The 23,317-nt window shown below is 59.2% G+C and carries 23 protein-coding genes and 4 tRNA genes; 20 read left to right on the top strand and 7 right to left on the bottom strand.

The features are described 5' to 3' along the window. Positions 1-133 precede the first annotated feature (133 nt). Complete coding sequence (gene rpsT, locus FW764_RS15575; RefSeq protein WP_003171647.1) at positions 134-412, bottom strand: 30S ribosomal protein S20; 279 nt, start codon at positions 410-412, stop codon at positions 134-136. Positions 413-665: 253 nt separating this feature from the next. Here rpsT and murJ point away from each other — a divergent pair, with 253 nt between their 5' ends. From murJ to ispH, 6 genes are all read left to right on the top strand, one after another. After that, the gene (gene murJ / locus FW764_RS15570) at positions 666-2,204 is read left to right on the top strand and encodes a murein biosynthesis integral membrane protein MurJ (RefSeq protein WP_446434660.1); all 1,539 of its coding nucleotides are present in this window, start codon (positions 666-668) and stop codon (positions 2,202-2,204) included. Between the two features lie 118 nt (positions 2,205-2,322). Beyond that, positions 2,323-3,261, top strand: coding sequence for a bifunctional riboflavin kinase/FAD synthetase (ribF, locus tag FW764_RS15565; RefSeq protein WP_446434659.1), 939 nt, complete (start codon positions 2,323-2,325; stop codon positions 3,259-3,261). 14 nt (positions 3,262-3,275) lie between these two features. Beyond that, positions 3,276-6,107 (top strand): isoleucine--tRNA ligase, encoded by a 2,832-nt coding sequence (gene ileS, locus FW764_RS15560; RefSeq protein WP_446434658.1) that lies wholly within the window; start codon positions 3,276-3,278, stop codon positions 6,105-6,107. After that, positions 6,100-6,612 (top strand): signal peptidase II, encoded by a 513-nt coding sequence (gene lspA / locus FW764_RS15555; RefSeq protein ID WP_083360221.1) that lies wholly within the window; start codon positions 6,100-6,102, stop codon positions 6,610-6,612. Before ileS ends, lspA begins: the two co-directional genes overlap by 8 nt. Before the next feature lie 7 nt (positions 6,613-6,619). Further along, complete coding sequence (fkpB, locus tag FW764_RS15550) at positions 6,620-7,057, top strand: FKBP-type peptidyl-prolyl cis-trans isomerase (protein WP_446434750.1); 438 nt, start codon at positions 6,620-6,622, stop codon at positions 7,055-7,057. A 168-nt stretch (positions 7,058-7,225) separates the two neighbouring features. Next, complete coding sequence (gene ispH / locus FW764_RS15545; protein ID WP_446434657.1) at positions 7,226-8,173, top strand: 4-hydroxy-3-methylbut-2-enyl diphosphate reductase; 948 nt, start codon at positions 7,226-7,228, stop codon at positions 8,171-8,173. Here ispH and FW764_RS15540 read toward each other — a convergent pair. Next, positions 8,127-8,708, bottom strand: coding sequence for a GspH/FimT family pseudopilin (locus FW764_RS15540; RefSeq protein ID WP_446434656.1), 582 nt, complete (start codon positions 8,706-8,708; stop codon positions 8,127-8,129). The two genes, ispH and FW764_RS15540, sit on opposite strands and share 47 nt — an antisense overlap. Positions 8,709-8,914: 206 nt before the next feature. On the opposite strand from FW764_RS15540, the gene pilV reads away from it, so the two are divergent. The 5 genes from pilV (at position 8,915) to thiO (ending at position 12,227) form a co-directional block, all read left to right on the top strand. Then, the gene (gene pilV / locus FW764_RS15535; RefSeq protein WP_446434655.1) at positions 8,915-9,400 is read left to right on the top strand and encodes a type IV pilus modification protein PilV; all 486 of its coding nucleotides are present in this window, start codon (positions 8,915-8,917) and stop codon (positions 9,398-9,400) included. Continuing rightward, positions 9,397-10,104 carry a prepilin-type N-terminal cleavage/methylation domain-containing protein gene (locus tag FW764_RS15530; RefSeq protein ID WP_446434654.1) on the top strand — a complete coding sequence of 236 codons (708 nt, stop codon included), beginning with the start codon at positions 9,397-9,399 and terminating at the stop codon, positions 10,102-10,104. The genes pilV and FW764_RS15530 overlap by 4 nt, the downstream gene beginning before the upstream one ends. Positions 10,105-10,111: 7 nt before the next feature. Further along, the gene (locus tag FW764_RS15525) at positions 10,112-10,642 is read left to right on the top strand and encodes a pilus assembly PilX family protein (protein ID WP_446434653.1); all 531 of its coding nucleotides are present in this window, start codon (positions 10,112-10,114) and stop codon (positions 10,640-10,642) included. Between the two features lie 11 nt (positions 10,643-10,653). After that, complete coding sequence (locus FW764_RS15520) at positions 10,654-11,055, top strand: type IV pilin protein (RefSeq protein WP_446434652.1); 402 nt, start codon at positions 10,654-10,656, stop codon at positions 11,053-11,055. 62 nt (positions 11,056-11,117) lie between these two features. Continuing rightward, positions 11,118-12,227 carry a glycine oxidase ThiO gene (gene thiO, locus FW764_RS15515; protein ID WP_446434651.1) on the top strand — a complete coding sequence of 370 codons (1,110 nt, stop codon included), beginning with the start codon at positions 11,118-11,120 and terminating at the stop codon, positions 12,225-12,227. On the opposite strand, the gene FW764_RS15510 is transcribed toward thiO, so the two are convergent. Together FW764_RS15510 and FW764_RS15505 are read right to left on the bottom strand one after the other, a co-directional pair. After that, a complete protein-coding gene (locus tag FW764_RS15510) occupies positions 12,214-12,447 on the bottom strand; it encodes a PP0621 family protein (RefSeq protein WP_446434650.1) in 234 nt (77 codons plus the stop codon). The genes thiO and FW764_RS15510 overlap by 14 nt on opposite strands. Positions 12,448-12,572: 125 nt before the next feature. Next, positions 12,573-13,598 carry an outer membrane protein assembly factor BamD gene (locus FW764_RS15505; RefSeq protein ID WP_446434649.1) on the bottom strand — a complete coding sequence of 342 codons (1,026 nt, stop codon included), beginning with the start codon at positions 13,596-13,598 and terminating at the stop codon, positions 12,573-12,575. Positions 13,599-13,747: 149 nt separating this feature from the next. Between FW764_RS15505 and rluD the strand changes: the two genes are divergently transcribed. From rluD to FW764_RS15460, 9 genes are all read left to right on the top strand, one after another. Beyond that, positions 13,748-14,710, top strand: a complete 963-nt coding sequence (rluD, locus tag FW764_RS15500; RefSeq protein ID WP_005784662.1) for a 23S rRNA pseudouridine(1911/1915/1917) synthase RluD — start codon at positions 13,748-13,750, stop codon at positions 14,708-14,710. Beyond that, a complete protein-coding gene (gene pgeF / locus FW764_RS15495) occupies positions 14,707-15,432 on the top strand; it encodes a peptidoglycan editing factor PgeF (RefSeq protein ID WP_446434648.1) in 726 nt (241 codons plus the stop codon). Before rluD ends, pgeF begins: the two co-directional genes overlap by 4 nt. A gap of 149 nt (positions 15,433-15,581) precedes the next feature. After that, complete coding sequence (clpB, locus tag FW764_RS15490) at positions 15,582-18,146, top strand: ATP-dependent chaperone ClpB (protein ID WP_446434647.1); 2,565 nt, start codon at positions 15,582-15,584, stop codon at positions 18,144-18,146. A gap of 303 nt (positions 18,147-18,449) precedes the next feature. After that, positions 18,450-18,525, top strand: a tRNA-Asn gene (locus FW764_RS15485). A gap of 10 nt (positions 18,526-18,535) precedes the next feature. Next, a tRNA-Pro gene (locus FW764_RS15480) sits at positions 18,536-18,612 on the top strand. 5 nt (positions 18,613-18,617) lie between these two features. Next, positions 18,618-18,693, top strand: a tRNA-Lys gene (locus FW764_RS15475). 94 nt (positions 18,694-18,787) lie between these two features. Then, positions 18,788-18,864, top strand: a tRNA-Pro gene (locus FW764_RS15470). Positions 18,865-19,330: 466 nt separating this feature from the next. Then, positions 19,331-20,065, top strand: coding sequence for an isochorismatase family protein (locus FW764_RS15465; RefSeq protein ID WP_446434646.1), 735 nt, complete (start codon positions 19,331-19,333; stop codon positions 20,063-20,065). Positions 20,066-20,096: 31 nt separating this feature from the next. Continuing rightward, complete coding sequence (locus tag FW764_RS15460; protein WP_446434645.1) at positions 20,097-20,984, top strand: LysR family transcriptional regulator; 888 nt, start codon at positions 20,097-20,099, stop codon at positions 20,982-20,984. Between the two features lie 58 nt (positions 20,985-21,042). Here the strand turns inward: FW764_RS15460 and FW764_RS15455 are convergent, their stop codons facing one another. From FW764_RS15455 to FW764_RS15445, 3 genes are all read right to left on the bottom strand, one after another. Then, positions 21,043-22,341 (bottom strand): NAD(P)/FAD-dependent oxidoreductase, encoded by a 1,299-nt coding sequence (locus FW764_RS15455; RefSeq protein WP_446434644.1) that lies wholly within the window; start codon positions 22,339-22,341, stop codon positions 21,043-21,045. Positions 22,342-22,401: 60 nt separating this feature from the next. After that, positions 22,402-22,575 (bottom strand): DUF3094 family protein, encoded by a 174-nt coding sequence (locus tag FW764_RS15450; protein ID WP_090366854.1) that lies wholly within the window; start codon positions 22,573-22,575, stop codon positions 22,402-22,404. Positions 22,576-22,664: 89 nt separating this feature from the next. Then, entirely contained in the window at positions 22,665-23,294 is a 630-nt protein-coding gene (locus tag FW764_RS15445; protein ID WP_083360208.1) for a DUF1780 domain-containing protein, read from the bottom strand. Positions 23,295-23,317 lie beyond the last annotated feature (23 nt).

Raw genomic sequence — 23,317 nt, 5'->3', positions numbered from 1 at the left:
CCTTGAAAATGCACCGCGCTCCCACAAGGAAAACTGTGGTGATTATTTGGGCATACAAAAATGCCCCGGACCTTTCGGTACGGGGCATTTCTTAACTGTTACGCAACCTGGGTCACGTGGCAGTTGTTACCGCTTAGGCTGCTGCAGCGACGTTCAGAGCCTTGATGTGGCCATTCAGGCGGCTCTTATGACGAGCGGCCTTGTTCTTGTGGATGATGCCTTTATCGGCCATACGGTCGATAACTGGCACGGCCAGAACGTAAGCAGCTTGGGCTTTTTCAGCGTCTTTGGTGTCGATGGCTTTAACTACATTCTTGATGTAGGTACGAACCATGGAACGCAGGCTGGCGTTGTGGCTGCGACGCTTCTCAGCCTGTTTTGCACGTTTTTTGGCGGAAGGTGTGTTGGCCACCGTCGAGCTCCTCGAAAGACTTTTTAGGAAATAGCAAACAAAATAGGCCGCGAATCATGCCGATGACTTGATGGGTTGTCAAGGGCGGCTGATGCGAACTGCTGAGTGGTCGATCTGAAGAGGCGGGTGATTTATTTCCGGCGCTTGACCTGTAAACTCGCGAGCTTTGGCTCTGTGCTGTTGCAGGCGCGCAGTATCGCATAAGTGGGCGCTTTGTTCGCCTGCTCTTTATCTATAGGCGCAAACTCTTTCAATGAATCTGCTCAAATCGTTGGCTGCCGTCAGCTCTATCACGATGATCTCCCGGGTTTTGGGGTTCGTACGTGACACCCTGCTGGCGCGCATTTTTGGCGCCAGCATGGCCACAGATGCGTTCTTTATTGCCTTTAAACTGCCCAACCTGCTGCGGCGGATCTTCGCCGAGGGGGCGTTTTCCCAAGCGTTCGTCCCCATCCTGGCCGAATACAAAACTCAGCAGGGCGAGGAAGCGACCCGCACATTTATTGCCTATGTCTCAGGCCTATTGACCTTGGTGCTGATGCTGGTGACCATCGCCGGCATGCTTGCTGCGCCCTGGGTGATATGGGCCACGGCGCCTGGTTTTGCCAACACGCCGGAAAAATTCGCGCTGACCACTGATCTGCTGCGGGTGACCTTTCCTTATATATTGCTGATTTCCCTGTCATCCCTGGCCGGGGCGATCCTCAATACTTGGAATCGTTTCTCGGTGCCAGCCTTCGTGCCGACGCTGCTAAACGTCAGCATGATTATTTTCGCGTTGTTCCTCACGCCGTACTTCGACCCGCCGGTAATGGCGCTGGGTTGGGCTGTACTGGCTGGTGGCCTGGCGCAATTGCTCTACCAACTGCCGCACCTGAAAAAGATCGGCATGCTCGTATTGCCGCGCCTCAACCTCAAGGACACCGGCGTATGGCGCGTGATGCGCAATATGCTGCCGGCGATCCTGGGCGTTTCGGTCAGCCAGATTTCCCTGATCATCAACACCGCATTCGCCTCGTTGCTGGTCTCGGGCTCGGTTTCGTGGATGTATTACGCCGATCGTTTGATGGAGCTGCCGTCCGGCGTGCTTGGCGTAGCCTTGGGCACGATTTTGCTGCCGACCCTGGCGCGTACCTATGCCAGCAAGGACCGCCAGGCGTACTCGCGCATCCTTGATTGGGGCTTGCGCCTGTGCTTTATGCTGGTACTGCCGTGCTCGCTGGCGCTGGGGATTCTGGCCGAGCCGCTGACGGTCGCGTTGTTCCAATACGGCCAATTCAACGCACATGACGCATTGATGACCCAGCACGCGCTGGTGGCTTATTCCGTTGGCCTGCTCGGCATTATCGTGATCAAGGTGCTGGCCCCAGGCTTCTATGCCCAGCAAAACATTCGCACGCCGGTCAAAATCGCGATTTTCACCCTGATCGTCACGCAACTGCTCAACCTTGTGTTTATTGGCCCGCTGGCCCATGCCGGCTTGGCCCTGGCCATCAGTGCCGGTGCCTGCATCAATGCCGGCCTGCTGTTTTATCAACTGCGTAAGCAGCAGATGTTCCAACCGCAGCCAGGCTGGGGCATGTTTGCGCTCAAGCTGGTGGTGGCGGTGGCTGCCATGTCGGCAGTATTGCTTGGCCTGATGCACTTTATGCCGGCCTGGGACCAAGGCCATATGCTGGAGCGCTTCCTGCGCTTGGGCGTATTGGTGGTTGCCGGTGTGGTGGTGTACTTCGGGATGTTGCTGCTGCAGGGCTTCCGCCTGCGGGATTTCAATCGCAAGTCGCTAAGCTAGAACTTTGCCGCGATAAAACGGTTGTTTTATCGATTCGATCCATTTGGCCTGCGCTGTTGCCTGTCGTCCGGGGCCGGGTGTGGTTATAATCGACCACTTTATGAGCAAGAAGCGCGTTATGCAGCTGGTTCGAGGTCTCCACAACCTGCGCCCCGAGCATCGGGGCTGCGTCGCCACTATTGGCAACTTTGACGGTGTTCACCGTGGCCACCAGGCTATCCTGGGCCGGCTGCGTGAACGTGCGGTCGAGTTGGGGGTGCCCAGCTGCGTGGTGATTTTTGAGCCACAGCCGCGAGAGTTTTTTACCCCGCAAACGGCGCCGGCACGTCTGGCCCGCTTGCGCGACAAGCTGCAGTTGCTGGCCGAAGAGGGTGTGGACCGTGTGCTTTGCCTGGCTTTCAACCAGCGTTTGCAAAGCCTCAGCGCCGCCGAGTTTGTCGACCGTATCCTGGTGGATGGCCTGGGCGTGCAGCACCTGGAGGTCGGCGACGACTTCCGTTTCGGTTGCGACCGCGTCGGCGATTTCGATTTCTTGCAGCACGCCGGTGTGAATCAAGGTTTCACCGTCGAAGCCGCGCAAACCGTCGAACTGGATGGTCTGCGCGTGAGCAGTACCCAGGTGCGTAACGCCCTGGCCGCTGCCGACTTCGCCTTGGCCGAGCGTTTGCTCGGTCGCCCGTTCTGCATTGCCGGGCGGGTACTGCACGGCCAGAAGCTGGCGCGCCAACTGGGCACGCCAACCGCTAACGTGCAACTCAAGCGCCGTCGTGTGCCGCTTACCGGGGTTTATCTGGTGAGTGTCGACATCGACGGCCAATCGTGGTCAGGAGTCGCCAACATAGGCGTCAGGCCTACGGTTGCAGGTGATGGCAAGGCCCACCTGGAAGTTCACCTTTTGGATTTTGCCGGTGATTTGTATGACCGGCGTTTGACGCTGGTTTTCCACCAGAAGCTGCGTGAAGAGCAGCGTTTCGCCTCGCTTGAGGCGTTGAAAACGGCGATCAATGCGGATGTCGCCGCCGCCCGTGCACTAGCCGCACCTAGCGCCCATCGCTAACCGAAGAGCCTTAAATGACCGACTATAAAGCCACGTTAAACCTTCCGGACACCGCCTTCCCAATGAAGGCCGGCCTGCCACAGCGCGAACCGCAGATCCTGCAGCGCTGGGACAGTATTGGCCTGTACGGAAAGTTGCGCGAAATTGGCAAGGATCGTCCGAAATTCGTCCTGCACGACGGCCCTCCTTATGCCAACGGCACGATTCACATCGGTCATGCGCTGAACAAAATTCTCAAGGACATGATCCTGCGCTCGAAAACCCTTTCGGGTTTCGACGCACCTTATGTCCCGGGCTGGGACTGCCACGGCTTGCCGATCGAACACAAAGTCGAAGTGACTTACGGCAAGAACCTGGGCGCGGATAAAACCCGTGAACTGTGCCGTGCCTACGCCACCGAGCAAATCGAAGGGCAGAAGTCCGAATTCATCCGCCTGGGCGTATTGGGCGAGTGGGACAACCCGTACAAGACCATGAACTTCAAGAACGAGGCCGGGGAAATCCGCGCCTTGGCTGAAATCGTCAAGGGCGGTTTCGTGTTCAAGGGCCTCAAGCCCGTGAACTGGTGCTTCGATTGCGGTTCGGCCCTGGCTGAAGCGGAAGTCGAGTACGAAGAGAAGAGGTCCTCGACCATCGACGTGGCCTTCCCGATCGCCGACGACGCCAAGCTGGCCGAGGCCTTTGGCCTGGCATCGCTGGCTAAGCCAGCTGCCATCGTGATCTGGACCACCACCCCGTGGACCATCCCGGCCAACCAAGCGCTGAACGTACACCCGGAATTCACCTACGCCCTGGTGGACGTCGGTGATCGCCTGCTGGTGCTGGCCGAGGAAATGGTTGAAGCCTGTCTGGCGCGTTACGAACTGCAAGGTTCGGTGATCGCCACCACCACCGGTACATCGCTGGAACTGATCAACTTCCGTCACCCGTTCTACGATCGCCTGTCGCCGGTGTACCTGGCTGACTACGTTGAACTGGGTTCGGGTACTGGTGTGGTTCACTGCTCGCCCGCCTATGGCGTGGACGACTTTGTGATCTGCAAGAAGTACGGCATGGTCAACGATGACATCATCAACCCGGTGCAAAGCAACGGCGTTTATGCGCCTTCGCTGGAGTTCTTCGGCGGCCAGTTCATCTTCAAGGCCGACCAGCCGATCATCGACAAGCTGGGTGAAGTCGGTGCGCTGATGCAAACCGAAACCATCAAGCACAGCTACATGCATTGCTGGCGTCACAAGAGCCCGCTGATCTACCGCGCCACCGCGCAGTGGTTCATCGGCATGGACAAAGAGCCAGTCAGCGGCGACACCCTGCGTGTGCGCTCGCTTAAAGCCATCGAAGACACTCAATTCGTACCGGCCTGGGGCCAGGCGCGTCTGCACTCGATGATCGCCAACCGTCCGGACTGGTGCATCTCTCGACAGCGTAACTGGGGTGTGCCAATCCCGTTTTTCCTGAACAAGGAAAGCGGCGAACTGCACCCTCGCACCGTCGAACTGATGGAAGCCGTGGCCCTGCGCGTTGAGCAGGAAGGCATCGAAGCCTGGTTCAAACTGGACGCCGCCGAACTGCTGGGCGACGAAGCGCCGCTGTATGACAAGATCAGCGACACCCTCGACGTGTGGTTCGACTCCGGCACCACCCACTGGCACGTGCTGCGCGGTTCGCACCCGATGGGCCACGAGACCGGCCCGCGTGCCGACCTGTACCTGGAAGGCTCTGACCAACACCGTGGCTGGTTCCACTCGTCGTTGCTGACCGGTTGCGCCATCGACAACCACGCGCCGTACCGCGAACTGCTGACCCACGGCTTCACCGTCGACGAGACGGGCCGCAAGATGTCCAAGTCGCTGAAAAACGTGATCGAGCCGAAAAAGATCAACGACACCTTGGGCGCCGACATCATGCGTCTGTGGGTGGCCTCGACCGATTATTCGGGCGAAATCGCTGTGTCGGATCAGATTCTGGCCCGTAGCGCCGATGCCTACCGCCGTATCCGCAATACCGCACGCTTCCTGCTGTCGAACTTGACCGGTTTCAACCCGGCCACCGACATCCTTCCGGCCGAGGACATGCTCGCCCTGGACCGTTGGGCCGTGGACCGTACCCTGTTGCTGCAGCGCGAGTTGCAGGAGCACTACGGCGAATACCGCTTCTGGAACGTGTATTCCAAGATCCACAACTTCTGCGTGCAGGAGCTGGGTGGTTTCTACCTCGATATCATCAAGGACCGCCAGTACACCACCGGCGCCAACAGCAAGGCGCGCCGCTCGGCGCAGACCGCGCTGTACCACATCAGCGAGGCGCTGGTGCGCTGGATTGCGCCGATATTGGCCTTTACCGCCGATGAACTGTGGGAATACCTGCCGGGCGAGCGTAACGAATCGGTGATGCTCAACACCTGGTACGAAGGCCTGACCGAATTGCCGGCCAACTTCGAACTGGGCCGCGAGTACTGGGAAGGCGTGATGGCCGTCAAGGTTGCGGTGAACAAGGAGCTGGAAGTTCAGCGCGCGGCCAAGGCCGTCGGTGGCAACCTGCAAGCCGAAGTCACCCTGTTTGCCGAGGAAGGCCTGACTGCCGACCTGGCCAAGCTGAGCAACGAACTGCGCTTCGTACTGATCACCTCGACCGCAAGCCTGGCACCTTTTGCCCAGGCACCCGCGGACGCAGTGGCCACCGAAGTGCCGGGCCTCAAGCTCAAAGTGGTCAAGTCGGCCTTTCCTAAGTGCGCCCGTTGCTGGCACTGCCGCGAAGACGTCGGCGTGAACCCGGAGCATCCGGAAATTTGCGGTCGTTGTGTCGACAACATCAGCGGTGCTGGCGAGGTTCGCCACTATGCCTAATGCAGCCGGTCGTTTCGGACGTCTGGGCTGGCTCGTACTGAGCGTGCTGGTGCTGGTCATTGACCAGCTCAGCAAGGCTCACTTCGAAGGCGCCTTGCAGATGTACCAGCAGATCGTCGTCATTCCTGACTACTTCAGCTGGACCCTGGCCTACAACACCGGCGCCGCCTTCAGCTTCCTCGCTGATGGCGGCGGCTGGCAGCGCTGGCTGTTCGCCCTGATCGCCGTGGTGGTCAGCGCAGTGCTGGTGGTCTGGCTCAAACGCCTGGGCCGCGATGACACCTGGTTGGCCATCGCCCTGGCCTTGGTGCTGGGCGGCGCGTTGGGCAACCTGTACGACCGCATCGCCCTGGGCCATGTGATCGACTTTATCCTGGTGCATTGGCAGAACCGCTGGTATTTCCCGGCGTTCAACTTTGCCGACAGCGCCATCACCGTCGGTGCAATCATGCTGGCGTTGGACATGTTTAAAAGTAAGAAAACCGGAGAGACCGTCAATGACTGATCAGGTATTGGCTGAGCAACGCATCGGCCAGAACACGGAAGTCACTTTGCATTTTGCACTGCGCCTGGAGAACGGCCACACGGTCGACAGTACGTTCGACAAAGCCCCGGCGACCTTCAAGGTCGGCGATGGCAACCTGCTGCCGGGTTTCGAAGCGGCCCTGTTCGGTTTCAAGGCTGGCGACAAGCGCACCCTGCAGATCCTGCCGGAAAACGCCTTTGGCCAGCCCAACCCGCAAAACGTGCAGATCATCCCGCGTTCGCAGTTCCAGGACATGGACCTGTCGGAAGGCTTGCTGGTGATCTTCAACGACGCGGCGAATACCGAGCTGCCCGGCGTGGTGAAAACCTTCGATGACGCGCAAGTGACCATCGACTTCAACCACCCGTTGGCCGGTAAAACCTTGACGTTTGACGTCGAAATCATCGACGTTAAAGCGCTCTGATTGACTAAACCGGTTCCTTTGGGAGCTGGCTTGCCTGCGATAGCATCATCTCGGAGTACCTGATACACCGAGTCGTCTGTATCGCGGGCTAGCCCGGCTTCCGCAGAGGCTTACTCTTACAGAGTTGAGTTGATCCAATTTCTTGCCCTGCAAGACACGAGGCACAGCATGCAAATCAAACTCGCCAATCCCCGTGGCTTCTGCGCGGGTGTGGACCGGGCGATCGAAATCGTTAATCGCGCCCTTGAAGTCTTCGGGCCGCCGATTTACGTGCGCCATGAAGTCGTCCACAACAAATTCGTGGTCGAAGACCTGCGCGCACGCGGCGCTATCTTTGTCGAAGAGCTCGACCAGGTGCCAGACGACGTTATCGTCATCTTCAGCGCTCATGGTGTTTCCCAGGCGGTACGTACCGAGGCGGCCGGCCGTGGCCTGAAAGTATTCGACGCTACCTGCCCGCTGGTGACCAAGGTGCATATCGAAGTTGCGCGTTACAGCCGTGACGGTCGTGAATGCATCCTGATTGGCCACGCTGGTCACCCCGAAGTCGAAGGCACCATGGGCCAGTACGACTCCCGCACGGGCGGCGCCATCTACCTCGTGGAAGATGAAAAGGACGTCGCCAACTTGCAGGTGCAAAACCCCGAGCGGCTGGCCTTTGTGACGCAAACCACCTTGTCGATGGACGACACCAGCCGAGTGATCGATGCCCTGCGCGCGCGATTCCCGGCCATCGGCGGCCCGCGCAAAGACGACATCTGCTATGCCACGCAAAACCGTCAAGACGCGGTCAAGCAACTGGCTGATGAATGCGATGTCGTGCTGGTGGTTGGTAGCCCTAACAGCTCCAACTCCAATCGTTTGCGCGAATTGGCCGAGCGCATGGCCACACCGGCGTACCTGATCGACGGCGCCGAAGATATGCAGCGCAGCTGGTTCGACGGTGTTGAGCGTATCGGCATTACCGCAGGCGCTTCAGCCCCGGAAGTCCTGGTACGCGGCGTGATCCAACAGCTGCAGGCCTGGGGGGCAACCGGTGCCGATGAGTTGGCTGGCCGTGAAGAGAACATCACGTTCTCGATGCCGAAGGAGCTGCGGGTTCGCTCGTTGCTGTAAGCCTCAAGGTGCCGGAGGCGCTCCGGCACAAAGCCTGCTCGGTGGTGTCACTGCGTAGGCTGATGCGCCCGCTGGGGGCAAGTACTACCTGAAACAGGCTTTGCGCCTGGCCCTTGTCGCACACATGCACAGTGCCTGCACGGAAACCTCCCGCTGAAAATATCGGTTCGCCCAACCCATTGAAGCGTACCTGGCTCTTGACCGGGCCGTTCCCTACTATCGGTATTTGCCCGTTGTCCTGTCGTTCCAGCAGCACGGGGTTTTTGTCGTCCAGGTGTCCGCGCCCGCTTTCGTCCACGATCACTCTCCATCCCAGGCTCCAGTCCTCTTCCCGGGCATGAATGACCACCGCGCGATTGCGTGCGATGGCCTCGGTACGTGCGTAGCGCAGCCCGCCAGCCAGCGACTGCGCAGCTGTTTGTCGTTGCTGCGATTCAAGTAAACCTCTGAAACCCGGTACCGCCAGATTTGCCAGGAGGCCGCTCAGCGTCAGGCTGAGCAGCAGTTCGATCAGGGTGAAGCCGCGCTGTTTCATAGGTCGTCCCTCCGTGGACGTGTTCAATATTTCAGGTGACAGGCATAGGTATAGCGCGCTGCTTCGGGTGCTGAATGATGGCCTTTATGTCCAAAGTATTTCCCTTTGTTCCGGGAGCAGCACCCGTCAAAAACTGGCGCTAGTCTTGGGTTGCACAGTGGGTTTCCCCTGCTTTTTTCCGGCCTTCGACACGGATGACGACGGTAATGCTTGCTCGCCCGAATACACACCCTGTCTGCGCTTTGCCCCGGCACCAAGACGGCATGACCCTGATCGAGGTGCTGGTGGCGGTGCTTATTCTCACGGTTGGCCTGCTGGGCGCTGCGGTAATCCAGCTCAATGCACTCAAGTACACCGACAGCGCAAGGATGATCAGCCAGGCCAGTTTCATTGCCTACGACATGCTGGATCGAGTTCGCGCCAACGCTGGCGCGGACTACTCATGGGGTCGAACCGAAGGTCCGCCGCTCAATACGGGCAGCGCCAGTGTGCGTGACCTGGACCTGCATGATTTCGAAGCCAATATCGTCGGTTTTGCCGGTGCGAGCGGCAAAGGCTCCGTGGTGGTCAGTGGCAGTGTGGTGACCGTGAGTATCAGTTGGGATGACGCCAGGGGAGCGAACGCCCACGGTGCCCGTGAAACCTTCACCCTCACCAGTCGCATTGCCGGTGATTGGGAGATGGTGCAATGAATCGCTACATGCAGGGTTTCAGCTTGGTGGAGCTGTTGCTGGCGCTGGCGGTCGGGCTGGTGTTGGTCCTTGGCGTCAGCCAGGTCGTCATCAGCGCTCGAGCCACTCACGCCAGCCAGCAGGCCGCTATGTTGCTGCAGGATGATGCGCGGTTTGTGCTGGGCAAGATGATTCAGGATGTTCGCCAGGCGGGTATGTTCGGTTGCCTGGCGACGGCCTATATCGAAAATGCACCGCCAGCCTTTGAGCGACCGATTGGCTGGAGTGCCACGGGCAGTTCCAAGTCACTCACGCTGGTCACGGCCGATTCGGGAGGCGAGGGTGGCAAACCTGACTGGACGGTGCTCTCTGATTGCATTGGCACAGCCCAAGCCTATTCGGGGAGCTCGCCGTCACCGGCGCCTGGCCAGATTCGGTTCGCGATACGCCAGCTCACCTACACCTTTGAAACCGGTCAGTTGAAGGTCAGTACACCCGCGGCGCCGGCCAAGACGGTGCTGGTGGACAACGTACAGGTGTTCGAGATCAGTTTCGGCGTGGCGGCCAACACCGGTTCGGCTCGCGTGGTGCGCTATGACGTCAGCCCGGTGGACGAGTCGCTGATCCGCAGTGTGCGTATCCAGATGACACTGCGAGACCCGAGCGGGCGCGTCAAGGATCAGGCCTACAGTGTCGTGGCCGCGCTGCGTAATCGGCTGGGGTAGGGTAATTATGCTGAGTTTTCATGGGGTTTACCTGCGGCAGAAGGGCATGGTCCTGCTGATCAGCTTGGTGTTTTTGCTGGTGTTATCACTGATCGGCATGGCCTCGATGCAAGGTGCGGTGTCCCAGCAAAAGATTGCCGGCGGCGTATGGCATCGCAATCAATCATTTCAAAGTGCCGAAAGCGGCTTGACGCTGGGGGTGTCGACAGCCCTGCACGCCGGGGCCGGGCTGCCGTTGTGCCGATCGATCAGCACCTGCGCACCGCCACAGGAGTCGTTTTCGGTGGTGGGCGCCGGGGCGAACCCTGCTTCAGCAGTCAACTGGATTGCCTTGAAGGGTGGCCTGTATGCGGTCCAATCGCTGGGGCAGGGAGCGGGGCTGGCGGGTTTGCCGCCAGCAACACCGGCCGCGTTGTACCGCGTGACGGCGGTGGGGCTTAGTGGCCAATCGCGCACGGTTCTGGAGGCGGTTTATGCACAGTTGAGCGAAGAGGGAGGCTTGGGACTTCGTCGGGTTTTATGGCGGCAACTTCAATAGGGAGCGTAACAATGGGCAAGGATTGCCAAGGGTTTACCCTGGTCGAGTTACTGATCGCTGTAGCGATCATCACGTTTCTGGCCGGGATTGCTTACCCCGCGTATACCGGTTATGTAAAAAAAGTCTATCGCGCAGAAATCGCTGCATTGTTGGCTGAGCAGGTCCACTACTTGGAGCGCTTTTACACGCGCAACGGTACTTTTATTGATGCGAACGGCGTCAGTGAGGGCAATGATCGCTATAGAATCAGCGCTGCATTGAACCCTCAGGAATTCAGCCTGCTGGCCACGCCTGTCGTCGGGTCAGTCATGGCGGGTGACCCTTGCGCTGCATTCAGCCTGACCAGCTCCGGCGTGCGCAGCAATCCCGGCGCATCACCTGACATGTCGCGCAAGGCGTGCTGGGGGCAATGATGAGGGTGCTGGGTCAGTGGGCACCGGATGCACTTTTCCCTTTTTATCGGCTGGATCAAATGATGGCTAAGCAACAGCAAGTGGTGATTGTCGGTGGCGGAGTAATCGGGTTGTTGACGGCCTACAACCTGGCCACCCAGGGGCAGGCAGTCATTCTGCTGGAACGCTCGGGGCTTGGGCAGGAGTCGTCCTGGGCGGGCGGCGGCATTGTGTCGCCGCTGTATCCGTGGCGCTACAGCCCAGCGGTCACTGCACTGGCGCATTGGTCCCAGGATTTTTATCCGCAACTGGCGCAGCGGTTGTTTGCCGCCACGGGTGTTGACCCGGAGGTCCATACCACGGGCTTGTACTGGCTGGACCTGGAGGATGAGGCCGAGGCACTCGCCTGGGCTGCTCGTGAACGCCGGCCTTTGAGCAAAGTGGACGTGTCGGCTGCCCACGATGCGGTGCCGGCGCTGGGAGCCGGGTATTCCCAAGCGATCTACATGGCGGACGTGGCCAATGTGCGCAACCCGCGCCTGGTTAAATCCCTTAAGGCGGCGCTGTTGGCGTTATCTGGTGTGACTATTCATGAGCAGTGTGAAGTGCACGGTTTTGTTATCGAGGGCGCAGATGTCGTGGGCGTGAATACGGCTGCGGGCGCGATCCTCGCGGATCAGGTCGTGTTGGCCGCTGGCGCCTGGAGCGGGGAACTGCTGGGCACGTTGGGCTTGTCGCTCCCCGTGGCGCCGGTCAAAGGCCAAATGATTTTGTACAAATGTGCGTCTGATTTCTTGTCGAGTATGGTGCTGGCCAAAGGTCGCTACGCGATCCCTCGGCGTGATGGGCACATTCTGATTGGCAGTACGCTGGAGCATGAAGGGTTCGACAAAACCCCGACCGAGTCGGCGTTGGAAAGCCTCAAAGCGTCAGCTGTGGAGTTGATTCCCGCGTTGGCGGACGCCGAGGTTGTGGGACACTGGGCTGGTTTGCGGCCCGGCTCGCCGGAAGGGATCCCGTACATCGGCGAGGTCCCAGGCGTAAAAGGGTTGTGGCTCAATTGCGGGCATTACCGCAATGGCTTGGTACTCGCACCGGCATCCTGCCAGTTGTTTGTCGATTTGTTGCTGGGGCGTACTCCGATCATCGACCCGGCGGCCTATGCGCCCGCCGGTCGGATCACTGCTGAATAGACTTCGGCCCTTGCTCCAGGTGCGCCTGGGTGCAATACCACTCTTGGCGTGAGCTCAGTGCGCGATCCTGCGGCAGGTGTACGCCGCAGTGGGCGCAGCGCACCATCAAAGCGGCGTCGGGCTCGCTGGCGCGTTGCTGTTTGGCGGCTGGGCTTTTGAATTTGCGCCAGAACCATACCGCGGCAGCAATGACGGCAATCCAGAACAGTAGACGAAGCATGATGGGCAGTTTCTCGAAAATGAATGCGCCAGTTTAGCCAAGGTGGCAGCAGGCGCACAGCGCAATAATACTCCGCAATAAAAAAGGAGCCTCGAAAGGCTCCTTCTTGATGACGCCGGATGCAATCAGTCAAACACGCCGAACGTCATGTAGCTGAACCACGAGCGGTCCTGGTTGTCACCCAGGGCCTGTGGCTCCTGCTCTTCGATCACGTCGCCGTTTTCGTCATGTGGCTTGAGTTCCGAAGGAATAGCTTCCTTGGCGTCCTGGTACTGCTTCATCACGTCCTGGTTGGCGCGGGTTTCACCTGGCGGCAGCGGTGGACGCGATTCAATCAGGCCCAGGGTGTACTTGCTCAGCCACGAACGGTTGTCCGCTTCAGCAACCTGAGGCACGAATTGGCCATCCTTCAGGCTTGGGTGATCTGGGTAGTTGAGTTTCAGGGTTTCCAGGCTGGTGGTCGCCAGGGCGTCCAGGTGCAGGCGCTGATAAGCCTCGGTCATCACTGCCAGGCCGTCACCCACGGACGGGGTTTCCTGGAAGTTTTCCACTACATACCGACCACGGTTAGCGGCAGCGACGTACGCCTGACGAGTCAAGTAGTAGTGGGCTACGTGAATCTCGTAGGAAGCCAGCAGGTTGCGCAGGTAGATCATGCGCTGCTTGGCGTCCGGCGCGTAGCGGCTGTTTGGGTAGCGGCTGGTGAGCTGGGCGAACTCGTTGTAGGAGTCGCGGGCGGCACCCGGGTCACGCTTGGTCATGTCCAGCGGCAGGAAGCGCGCCAGCAGGCCAACGTCCTGGTCGAACGAAGTCAGGCCCTTCATGTAGTAGGCGTAGTCCACGTTCGGGTGCTGCGGGTGCAGCCGGATAAAACGCTCGGCGGCAGACTTGGCAGCCTCAGGCTCGGCGTTTTTGTAGTTGGCGTAGATCAGCTCGAGCTGTGCCTGGTCGGCGTAGCGCCCGAACGGATAGCGCGACTCCAGGGCCTTCAGCTTGGCTGTGGCACTGGTGTAGCTATTATTGTCCAAGTCTTTTTGAGCTTGTTGGTACAGCTCGACTTCGCTCAGGTTTTCGTCGACGACTTCCTTTGTTGACGAGCAAGCAGCAGTCATGGCGAGGATGGCGATCAGCAGCAGGTGTTTCACTTGCATGGCGGCTTGCGTCCCTATGACGGCCGCTGTCTTGGGCGGGGCCGTCCTGTTATGATGAGCGCCCCGTTGAAAGCCTCGGGGCAAAAGACGCCGTATTTAACCACAAGCGCGCAGCCGAAACCAAAGGCTGTGCCACGCCTAGTCTGAGCATGTCCGATAAAATTGAACTTCGCGCAGAGGTGCCGTCCGAATTGGGCGGCCAACGCCTCGATCAAGTCGCCGCACAATTATTCGCTGAGCACTCGCGCTCGCGCCTTTCCGCCTGGATCAAAGACGGCCGCCTGACTGTGGATGGAGCGGTTATCCGCCCGCGAGACATAGTTCATGGTGGTGCGATTCTTGAGCTGACTGCCGAGCAGGAAGCCCAGGGAGAATGGGTCGCACAGGACATCGAGCTGGATATCGTCTATGAAGACGACGACATCCTGGTCATCAATAAACCCGCAGGCCTGGTGGTTCACCCGGCGGCCGGGCACGCTGATGGCACCTTGCTCAATGCCCTGTTGCACCACGTGCCGGACATCATCAATGTCCCGCGCTGCGGCATCGTGCACCGCCTGGACAAGGACACCACCGGTTTGATGGTGGTGGCCAAGACTATCCAGGCCCAGACGCAGTTGGTCACACAATTGCAGAGCCGTAGCGTCAGCCGCATCTACGAATGCATCGTGATCGGCGTGGTGGTGGCAGGTGGCAAGATCAACGCCCCTATCGGCCGCCACGGCCAGCAGCGCCAGCGTATGGCGGTAATGGAGGGCGGTAAGCAGGCCGTCAGCCACTACCGTGTACTTGAGCGTTTCCGCTCCCATACTCATGTGCGGGTCAAGCTGGAAACCGGTCGTACGCACCAGATTCGCGTGCACATGGCGCACATTAATTTCCCGTTGGTCGGAGATCCGGCCTACGGCGGTCGCTTCCGTATTCCGCCAGCGGCGAGCCAGACCATGGTTGAATCGCTCAAATCCTTCCCGCGCCAGGCACTGCATGCCCGTTTCCTGGAACTGGATCATCCGACGAGCGGTAAGCGGATGAGCTGGGAATCGCCTCTTCCAGACGATCTGGTCTGGTTGTTGTCGCTGCTCAAGCAGGATCGCGAGGCGTTTATCGGATGAGTGACTGGCTGATTCCTGACTGGCCCGCGCCGGCCGGGGTGAAAGCCTGCGTTACCACCCGTGCGGGCGGCGTCAGTCTGGCGCCGTTCGACAGCCTCAACCTGGGTGATCATGTCGAGGACAGCCTTGAGGCCGTCCTTGAGAATCGCCGTCGTCTGACCGATGCCCTTGATATTCAACCTGCCTGGCTGCGCCAAGTCCACGGGACCACCGTGGTCGAGGCTGACCCGTCGTGCATCGCCGAAGCCGATGGCAGCTGGACCAGCACTGCAGGTATCGCCTGCACATCAATGACCGCCGATTGTCTGCCCGCATTGTTCTGCAACCGCGCCGGTACTCGTGTGGCGGCTGCCCATGCCGGTTGGCGCGGGCTGGCAGCAGGCGTATTGGAAGCAGCCTTTGAAAGCTTGAACACCGAGCCCGGGGAAGTGTTGGTGTGGCTGGGCCCGGCAATCGGCCCGCAAGCCTTTGAGGTCGGCCCGGAAGTGCGTGAAGCCTTTATGCAGCAACTGCCGATTACTGCTGAAGCCTTTGTTCCAAGCCAAAACCCCGGCAAGTACATGGCCGACATCTACCAACTGGCACGCCTGCGCCTGGCCGTGCGCGGTGTCACCGCTGTTTATGGCGGTGGTCTCTGCACTGTGACCGACCCTCGCTTCTTTTCCTACCGGCGCAGCCCTCGCACCGGTCGGTTTGCCTCCCTAATCTGGCTTGACCGCTAGACTCTCTTGATCTGGGTCAATCCTGGTCCATATCGCCCATTGCTCGCTTGAATCTTGCAGAATCCACCCCATCTATAGGGGTATCTGGCAGGTTTCTTCATTCAGGATGTGTGTTTATAGCTCCGGCCTGCTCAAAAGGAAGGTGACTAATGCGTATTGATCGTTTAACCAGCAAATTGCAGTTGGCCTTATCTGACTCTCAATCCCTGGCGGTGGGCCTTGACCACCCGGCCATCGAGCCTGCGCACTTGATGCAGGCCCTTCTGGAGCAGCAAGGTGGTTCTATCAAGCCCTTGCTGATGCAGGTGGGCTTTGACGTCAACAGCCTGCGTAAGGAGTTGAGCAAAGAGCTCGACCAGCTGCCGAAAATTCAAAATCCTACCGGCGACGTGAACATGTCGCAGGACTTGGCGCGCCTGCTTAACCAGGCGGATCGTCTGGCCCAGCAGAAAGGTGACCAGTTCATCTCCAGCGAACTGGTCCTGCTCGCCGCGATGGATGACAACAGCAAGCTTGGCAAATTGTTGCTGGGCCAGGGCGTGAGCAAGAAAGCCCTGGAAAACGCCATCAACAACCTGCGTGGCGGCGAAGCGGTGAATGACCCTAACCATGAGGAGTCGCGCCAGGCCCTGGATAAATACACCGTCGACCTGACCAAGCGCGCTGAAGAAGGCAAGCTTGACCCAGTGATCGGCCGTGACGACGAAATTCGTCGCACCATCCAAGTGTTGCAACGCCGCACCAAAAACAACCCGGTACTGATCGGTGAACCTGGCGTGGGTAAAACCGCGATTGCCGAAGGCCTGGCCCAGCGCATTATCAATGGTGAAGTGCCGGACGGCCTTAAAGGCAAGCGCCTGCTGTCTTTGGACATGGGCTCGCTGATCGCCGGTGCCAAGTTCCGTGGTGAGTTCGAGGAACGCCTGAAATCCCTGCTCAATGAGCTGTCGAAGCAGGACGGGCAGATCATTCTGTTTATCGACGAACTGCACACCATGGTCGGCGCCGGTAAAGGCGAAGGCTCGATGGACGCAGGCAACATGCTCAAGCCAGCCCTGGCTCGGGGTGAGTTGCATTGTGTTGGTGCGACCACGCTCAACGAATACCGCCAGTACATTGAAAAGGACGCGGCCCTTGAGCGTCGTTTCCAGAAAGTACTGGTGGAAGAACCGAGCGAAGAAGACACCATCGCGATCCTGCGTGGCCTGAAAGAACGCTATGAGGTCCACCATAAGGTGGCGATCACTGACGGCGCGATCATTGCGGCGGCCAAATTGAGCCATCGCTATATCACTGACCGTCAGTTGCCGGACAAAGCCATCGACCTGATCGACGAAGCGGCAAGCCGCATTCGCATGGAGATCGACTCCAAGCCGGAAGTGCTTGACCGCCTGGATCGGCGCCTGATTCAACTGAAAGTCGAATCTCAGGCGCTGAAGAAGGAAGAGGACGAGGCGGCGAAGAAACGCTTGGAAAAGCTCCAGGAAGAAATCGTGCGCCTGGAGCGTGAATACTCGGACCTCGAGGAAATCTGGACTTCGGAGAAAGCCGAGGTGCAGGGTTCTGCGCAGATCCAGCAAAAGATCGAGCAGTCCCGTCAGGAACTGGAAGCCGCGCGCCGTAAAGGCGACCTGAACCGCATGGCCGAGTTGCAGTACGGGGTGATCCCGGACCTGGAGCGCAGCCTGCAAATGGTCGATCAGCATGGTAAAAGCGAGAACCAGTTGCTGCGCAGCAAGGTGACCGAGGAAGAGATTGCCGAAGTAGTGTCCAAGTGGACCGGTATCCCGGTGTCGAAAATGCTCGAAGGCGAGCGCGATAAGCTGCTGAAGATGGAGAGCCTGTTGCATCAGCGCGTTATTGGCCAGGAAGAGGCGGTGGTGGCGGTGTCCAATGCGGTACGGCGTTCGCGGGCCGGCTTGTCGGACCCGAACCGTCCGAGCGGCTCGTTCATGTTCCTCGGCCCGACCGGCGTGGGTAAGACGGAGCTGTGCAAGGCGTTGGCCGAGTTCCTCTTTGATACTGAAGAGGCCATGGTGCGGATTGATATGTCCGAGTTCATGGAGAAACACTCGGTGGCGCGCTTGATTGGTGCTCCACCAGGCTACGTGGGCTACGAGGAGGGCGGCTACCTGACCGAAGCTGTGCGGCGTAAGCCTTACTCGGTGATCCTGCTGGACGAGGTCGAGAAGGCCCACCCAGACGTGTTCAACATCTTGCTGCAGGTGCTGGAAGATGGACGCCTGACGGACAGCCACGGGCGTACGGTGGATTTTCGCAACACGGTGATCGTGATGACCTCCAACCTGGGCTCTTCGCAGATCCAGGAACTGGTAGGCGATCGTGAGGCGCAGCGTGCTGCGGTCATGGATGCGCTGACCTCGCACTTCCGCCCGGAGTTTATCAACCGGGTCGATGAAGTGGTGATCTTCGAGCCTTTGGCGCGGGATCAGATCGCGGGCATCACCGAGATCCAGTTGGGCCGCCTGCGCAGCCGCCTGGCCGAACGCGAGCTGGACTTGGAACTGAGCAGTGAGGCGTTGGACAAGCTGATCGCGGTGGGTTACGACCCGGTGTATGGCGCACGGCCTCTCAAACGCGCGATCCAACGCTGGATCGAGAACCCGTTGGCGCAGTTGATCCTGTCGGGCAGCTTCATGCCGGGGACCAGCGTTGCGGCCACGGTGGAAAACGACGAAATCGTCTTCCACTAAGCCCAGCCAGTATGGCTATACGAGCAGGCTCCGCATTGCGGGGCCTTTTTTTTCGATAGGGCGTTGAACTGTAAGGCAAAGGCTTGTAAAGTGCGCCCCGCAGCAACGTCAGCCCACGGGTTTCTTCTCCCCAAGAAGAAATCAGAAAGAAGCGCAAATCATTGTCTTAAAAGCAATTTAAAGGGTTGACAGGGGTTTTTAAGATTGTAGAATAGCGCGCCTCAGAGGCATGAACGTAGCGATACGGACGGGTCGAAGAGAAGGTTGTAAAGCGGTAAAAGTTGTACATTTGAAATATGCAGTTCCGTGATAGCTCAGTCGGTAGAGCAAATGACTGTTAATCATTGGGTCCCAGGTTCGAGTCCTGGTCACGGAGCCAATTTCAAAACCGGGGTATAGCGCAGTCCGGTAGCGCGCCTGCTTTGGGAGCAGGATGTCAGGAGTTCGAATCCCCTTACCCCGACCATTTTTGGGTCGTTAGCTCAGTTGGTAGAGCAGTTGGCTTTTAACCAATTGGTCGTAGGTTCGAATCCCACACGACCCACCATTTTTGAGACCAGTTAATGCTGGAATCGAATCTTAAGATCAGAGGCCAAAAGCACTGATCGAAGAAGGCGACTGAAAGGTCGCCTTTTTTTTACCGGGGTATAGCGCAGTCCGGTAGCGCGCCTGCTTTGGGAGCAGGATGTCAGGAGTTCGAATCCCCTTACCCCGACCATATTAAAAATCCTCGTATCGAAAGATACGGGGATTTTTTTTGCCGTTCGCCCAGCATGGGCGCAATCTTGCGGGTGTAAGTCCGCCGCGAGCAGACCACAGCGAACGAAGTGAAGCGCAACTGCATGAGGGCGACCGAGTGTGGGGAGCAAGCGTGAATCGAAACCGTGAGCCGATGAACAAGAACCGGCTATAAGGCGATGCCGACTAGGGCGAGCGGGCGGTAAACCGCGAAGCTCTTGTGGCCAAAGGGCGGCAGCGTAAATTCGGCGGCTGTGCGGGGAAGGATCGGGTTCTTACCTGGGGAGATCTCGCCTTGTGCCTGAAAGGCCGCCTTCTACGCCGATTGTTGATTCGTTTGCTTGTGCGAATTCCAAACAAATATTGTGCTGATTAGTGCGTTGCTGCGTTGGTGGCGGGTTCCTAGACTGGGCCTCGTCAATTTAATCGCCTCAGGAGCTCGCACCATGACCCTTACTATTGCCACTCATCCCGTCCGCTCATTACCTGCCATGCTCAAGTCCACACTGGTGGGCCTCGGCATGATGATGGGGTTCGGCCACTACGCGGTCGCCGCCGACACGGCCGCGAATCAGCAGCCAACCATTCGCGCCATGTTGGGTGCCAAACCCACAGAACGCCTGGACCCGAAAACCACCGCCCTGCTGGTAATCGACTTCCAGAATGAATACTTCACCGGCCGCATGCCGATACCGGACGGCATGAAGGCTCTGGAAAACACCCAGCGCCTGATCAAATTCGCTGACAAAGAAAAAATCCAGGTCATCCACGTGCAGCACATCGCCCCGGAGGACGCGGCGGTATTCGCCAAGAACGGCAAGACCGTCGATTTTCACCCGCTGATGAAGCCGCGCCCGCAAGACACGCTCGTACAGAAGACCACTGTCAGTGTATTCGCCAGCACCGACCTGGATGCGCAATTGAAGAAGGCAGGCGTCAAGACCCTGATCATCAGTGGCCTGATGACCCACGCCTGTGTTGCCGCAGCTGCCCGGGACGCCGCGCCGTTAGGTTATGACGTTGTGGTAGCATCCGATGCCAGCGCCACCCGGGCGATTACTCGCGCCAATGGCCATTCGGTAACCAAGGATGAGTTGCACAACTCGGCGCTGGCGGAAATTGAAGATACTTTCGGCTCGGTGCTGACCACCTCGCAAATTATCGCGTTGCCGGTTAACTGATTCCCCAAAACCCGCAGGGATCGCTTGTTGCATGAACCAGTTATCCGCCATGCGCGCCTTTCGGTGCATCGTTGACGCCAAAGGCTTTTCTGCCGCCGCAGAGCGCCTGGACACCACGCACTCGACGATTTCCCGGCAGTTGCAGCAGTTAGAGATTGAGCTGGGCGCCCAGTTGATCAACCGCAACACGCGGCGCTTCAGTCTTACGGCGGCCGGGGAGCAGTACTACGCGGCGTGCGTGGATATCCTCGACCGTCTCGACGCTGCATCCCTGGCCATCGCCCACGGGCACCAACGCCCTGAAGGCGTGCTGAGAGTCAGTGTGCCGTTGGTGGTGGGGACCTTGGACCTGCCACACTGGCTGCCGGGTTTTCAGCGCCGCTATCCCGATATTGAGCTGCAACTGTGTTGCGATGATCAATTCGTCGATTTGGTTGCCGATGGGTTTGATATCGCGATACGCATCGCCAGCGCGCTGGCGGATACCTCGCTGATTGCACGCACGTTGACGGTTTCCAGTCAGGTGCTGGTGGCTTCGCCGGGCTACATCGGCCGCCATGGCTTACCGCGTTCAGCCCAGGAGCTCGACAAGCATCACTTGCTGAGCTTCGTGGGGGCATCGTCGGATTGGCAACTGAGCGCGACACGTGGCGGTTTAGTCAGCGTCACGCCGTCGGGGCGGTTCAGCACCAACACTATCAGCGCGCTGCACGCGGCCACGTTGGCCGGGGCGGGCATTGCGTGCTTCACCGAGGCCACCGTGCACAATGATTTGGCGCAGGGCCAACTGGTGCGCATTCTGCCCAATTACTCATTGGGCGAGCGGCACTACTACGCTCTTTATCCACAGTCCCGGCACCTGGCGCCAAAGGTGCGGGCATTTGTCGACTATATGGCCGAGTTCTACCAGCAGAGTTAGCCCAATAAAAAATCCCCCTATCGCGCGATAGGGGGATTTTTTGTGGCCGTTCAGTCGATCAGTGCAGCTTGAGCCGAGGCTCAGTTCCGCGCCCAATCTTGCTGCCCAGCATCAGCATCGCCGTGCGGAAAAAACCGTACAGCGCCATCTGGTGCATGCGATACAGCGATACATAGAACATTCGCGCCAGCCAGCCTTCAAGCATCACGCTGCCAGTCAGGTTGCCCATCAAGTTACCCACCGCGGAGAACCGCGACAGCGAGATCAGCGAACCGTAGTCGGTGTACTTGTAGGGCGGCAGGTCCTTGCCTTCAATGCGTAGCTTCAGCGATTTGGCCAACAACGAAGCCTGCTGGTGAGCGGCCTGGGCACGTGGTGGCACATTGCGGTCCGTGCCCGGTTGCGGGCAGGCGGCGCAGTCGCCAAAGGCGAAGATGTTTTCGTCGCGAGTGGTCTGCAGCGTTGGGAGCACTTGAAGCTGGTTGATGCGGTTGGTTTCCAGGCCATCGATGTCCTTGAGGAAGCCTGGCGCGCGAATCCCGGCGGCCCACACCTTCAGGCTGGCTGGGATGACCTGGCCGCTGCTGGTGATCAGCGCCTCGGCGGTCACTTCGCTGACCGCTGAGTTGGTCAGCACGGTGACACCGAGTTTCTCCAGTGTTTTATGCACAGGCCCACCAATCCGCTCCGGCAGTGCAGGCAATACCCGTGGGCCGGCTTCGATCAGGGTGATGTGCATGTTTTCCGGCTTGATCCGGTCCAGGCCATACGCTGCCAGCTCATGGGCGGCGTTATGCAGTTCGGCGGCGAGTTCAACACCGGTGGCACCGGCACCGACGATGGCGACGCTGATTTGCTCAATGGTATCGGTCTGCCCGGCATGGGCGCGCAGGTAGTGGTTGAGCAACTGCTGGTGAAAGCGCTCGGCTTGTTTGCGCGTGTCGAGGAACAGGCAGTGTTGCGCCGCGCCTTCAGTACCGAAGTCATTGGTGGTGCTACCGACCGCGATCACCAGGCTGTCGTAGCCCAGCACGCGTGCAGGCACCAGTTCGCGGCCTTCTTCATCAAGGGTGGCGGCTAGCTGAATCTTTTTCTGTTCACGGTCGAGCCCACTCATACGCCCCAGTTGGAACTCGAAGTGGTTCCATTTGGCCTGGGCGACATAGTTGAGTTCGTCCTCCGAAGAGTTCAGCGAACCGGCTGCCACTTCATGCAGCAGCGGTTTCCAGATATGGGTCAGGTTGGTGTCCACCAGCGTGATGCTGGCGGTGCCGCGCTTGCCCAGAGTCTTACCCAGGCGGGTAGCCAGCTCCAAGCCGCCGGCGCCGCCGCCGACGATAATAATACGATGGGTCATGGGGATATCTCGCAAGGCTAAAAGAAATCGGAGCAGTTACCCTCGCGAGCGCCAGGCAGCTCATAGCGTCAGATAACTCAAAAGGCGGCTCAGCAGACCAAGCCCGATCACCGCCACCAGCACCACACCAAGGAGCAGCCACGGCCGGAAGGGCTTGCGCTCGACTTGGTTCTGGGAGAGTTGCAGATACTCTTCGACATGCTGTTGGTCATCGGGGTTCAGGCGGCTGGTCATAAAGGCCTCGTCAGGTAGACGTTGCAAAAGGGCGCCACGTTACAGTCAGTGGGGTGGCGGTATTGCCACAAGCGTAGTCTGTGCCCGCGTCACAGGCTGATGCCCACGTCGAATACTATGCTGCGCCCCAGGTTGTTGCGCAAGAAGTCCGGTGCGTCGGGGTGGGCGAACAGCACTCGGGCAAAGGTCGGCCCTACCAGGGACAGCGAGCGCCAGCCCTGGCGCAGGTATTCAGTGGGGGGCGGGAAATGGCTGTTGAGGTCCAGCACCTCGCGCTTGAGGCTGGTGAACGCGATGAGGTCCAGTTCGCCCAGGTCCATACCGCGCTCTTTATAGTTATGCGCTTTTTTGCGCAGCGTCGGTGCCAGGCGCAGCAGGAATTCATGGGCCGGAATGCGCCGCGGCTTGGCCTCGCGCCGCACCAACTGGCTCAGAGAAAATGCACTGCGCCGGCGCAGCAACTCATCACGCCATTCGTCATTCAGACGTCGGCCTTCATCCAGTACGAAAAATACCTCGAAGCTCGCATCGCGAAACAGTACATCCGGCGGCTCTTGACCGGCGGCATGAAACTCTTCGGCCCGGTATGGCACATTCAAGCCTTGCAGCAGGCGCTGGCAGACCCAACGCTCACGCTCCCACTTGCGGGCATTGGACAGGAACGCGTTGGCTTGTTCGGCTGCTACCGTGAGCAGGCGCAAGTAATCTGAGTCATCCATAGGGGTAGCTTAGCGTTCAAATG

The sequence above is a fragment of the Pseudomonas sp. 1152_12 genome, from assembly GCF_052850675.1.
The sequence above is the reverse complement of the archived record's forward strand: the minus strand, read 5'-3'. Positions and strand labels throughout refer to the sequence as shown.

Bases quoted from the DNA above. Each gene is read 5' to 3' on its own strand.
- ispH (WP_446434657.1), top strand. From the start codon at position 7,226: ATGCAAATCAAACTCGCCAATCCCCGTGGCTTCTGCGCGGGTGTGGAC.
- FW764_RS15455 (WP_446434644.1), bottom strand. From the start codon at position 22,341: ATGACCCATCGTATTATTATCGTCGGCGGCGGCGCCGGCGGCTTGGAG.
- FW764_RS15530 (WP_446434654.1), top strand. From the start codon at position 9,397: ATGAATCGCTACATGCAGGGTTTCAGCTTGGTGGAGCTGTTGCTGGCG.
- FW764_RS15505 (WP_446434649.1), bottom strand. From the start codon at position 13,598: ATGCAAGTGAAACACCTGCTGCTGATCGCCATCCTCGCCATGACTGCT.
- FW764_RS15445 (WP_083360208.1), bottom strand. From the start codon at position 23,294: ATGGATGACTCAGATTACTTGCGCCTGCTCACGGTAGCAGCCGAACAA.
- lspA (WP_083360221.1), top strand. From the start codon at position 6,100: ATGCCTAATGCAGCCGGTCGTTTCGGACGTCTGGGCTGGCTCGTACTG.
- ribF (WP_446434659.1), top strand. From the start codon at position 2,323: ATGCAGCTGGTTCGAGGTCTCCACAACCTGCGCCCCGAGCATCGGGGC.
- pgeF (WP_446434648.1), top strand. From the start codon at position 14,707: ATGAGTGACTGGCTGATTCCTGACTGGCCCGCGCCGGCCGGGGTGAAA.
- pilV (WP_446434655.1), top strand. From the start codon at position 8,915: ATGCTTGCTCGCCCGAATACACACCCTGTCTGCGCTTTGCCCCGGCAC.
- FW764_RS15450 (WP_090366854.1), bottom strand. From the start codon at position 22,575: ATGACCAGCCGCCTGAACCCCGATGACCAACAGCATGTCGAAGAGTAT.
- ileS (WP_446434658.1), top strand. From the start codon at position 3,276: ATGACCGACTATAAAGCCACGTTAAACCTTCCGGACACCGCCTTCCCA.
- rluD (WP_005784662.1), top strand. From the start codon at position 13,748: ATGTCCGATAAAATTGAACTTCGCGCAGAGGTGCCGTCCGAATTGGGC.
- FW764_RS15525 (WP_446434653.1), top strand. From the start codon at position 10,112: ATGCTGAGTTTTCATGGGGTTTACCTGCGGCAGAAGGGCATGGTCCTG.
- clpB (WP_446434647.1), top strand. From the start codon at position 15,582: ATGCGTATTGATCGTTTAACCAGCAAATTGCAGTTGGCCTTATCTGAC.
- FW764_RS15520 (WP_446434652.1), top strand. From the start codon at position 10,654: ATGGGCAAGGATTGCCAAGGGTTTACCCTGGTCGAGTTACTGATCGCT.
- FW764_RS15510 (WP_446434650.1), bottom strand. From the start codon at position 12,447: ATGCTTCGTCTACTGTTCTGGATTGCCGTCATTGCTGCCGCGGTATGG.
- thiO (WP_446434651.1), top strand. From the start codon at position 11,118: ATGGCTAAGCAACAGCAAGTGGTGATTGTCGGTGGCGGAGTAATCGGG.
- FW764_RS15465 (WP_446434646.1), top strand. From the start codon at position 19,331: ATGACCCTTACTATTGCCACTCATCCCGTCCGCTCATTACCTGCCATG.
- FW764_RS15540 (WP_446434656.1), bottom strand. From the start codon at position 8,708: ATGAAACAGCGCGGCTTCACCCTGATCGAACTGCTGCTCAGCCTGACG.
- FW764_RS15460 (WP_446434645.1), top strand. From the start codon at position 20,097: ATGAACCAGTTATCCGCCATGCGCGCCTTTCGGTGCATCGTTGACGCC.
- murJ (WP_446434660.1), top strand. From the start codon at position 666: ATGAATCTGCTCAAATCGTTGGCTGCCGTCAGCTCTATCACGATGATC.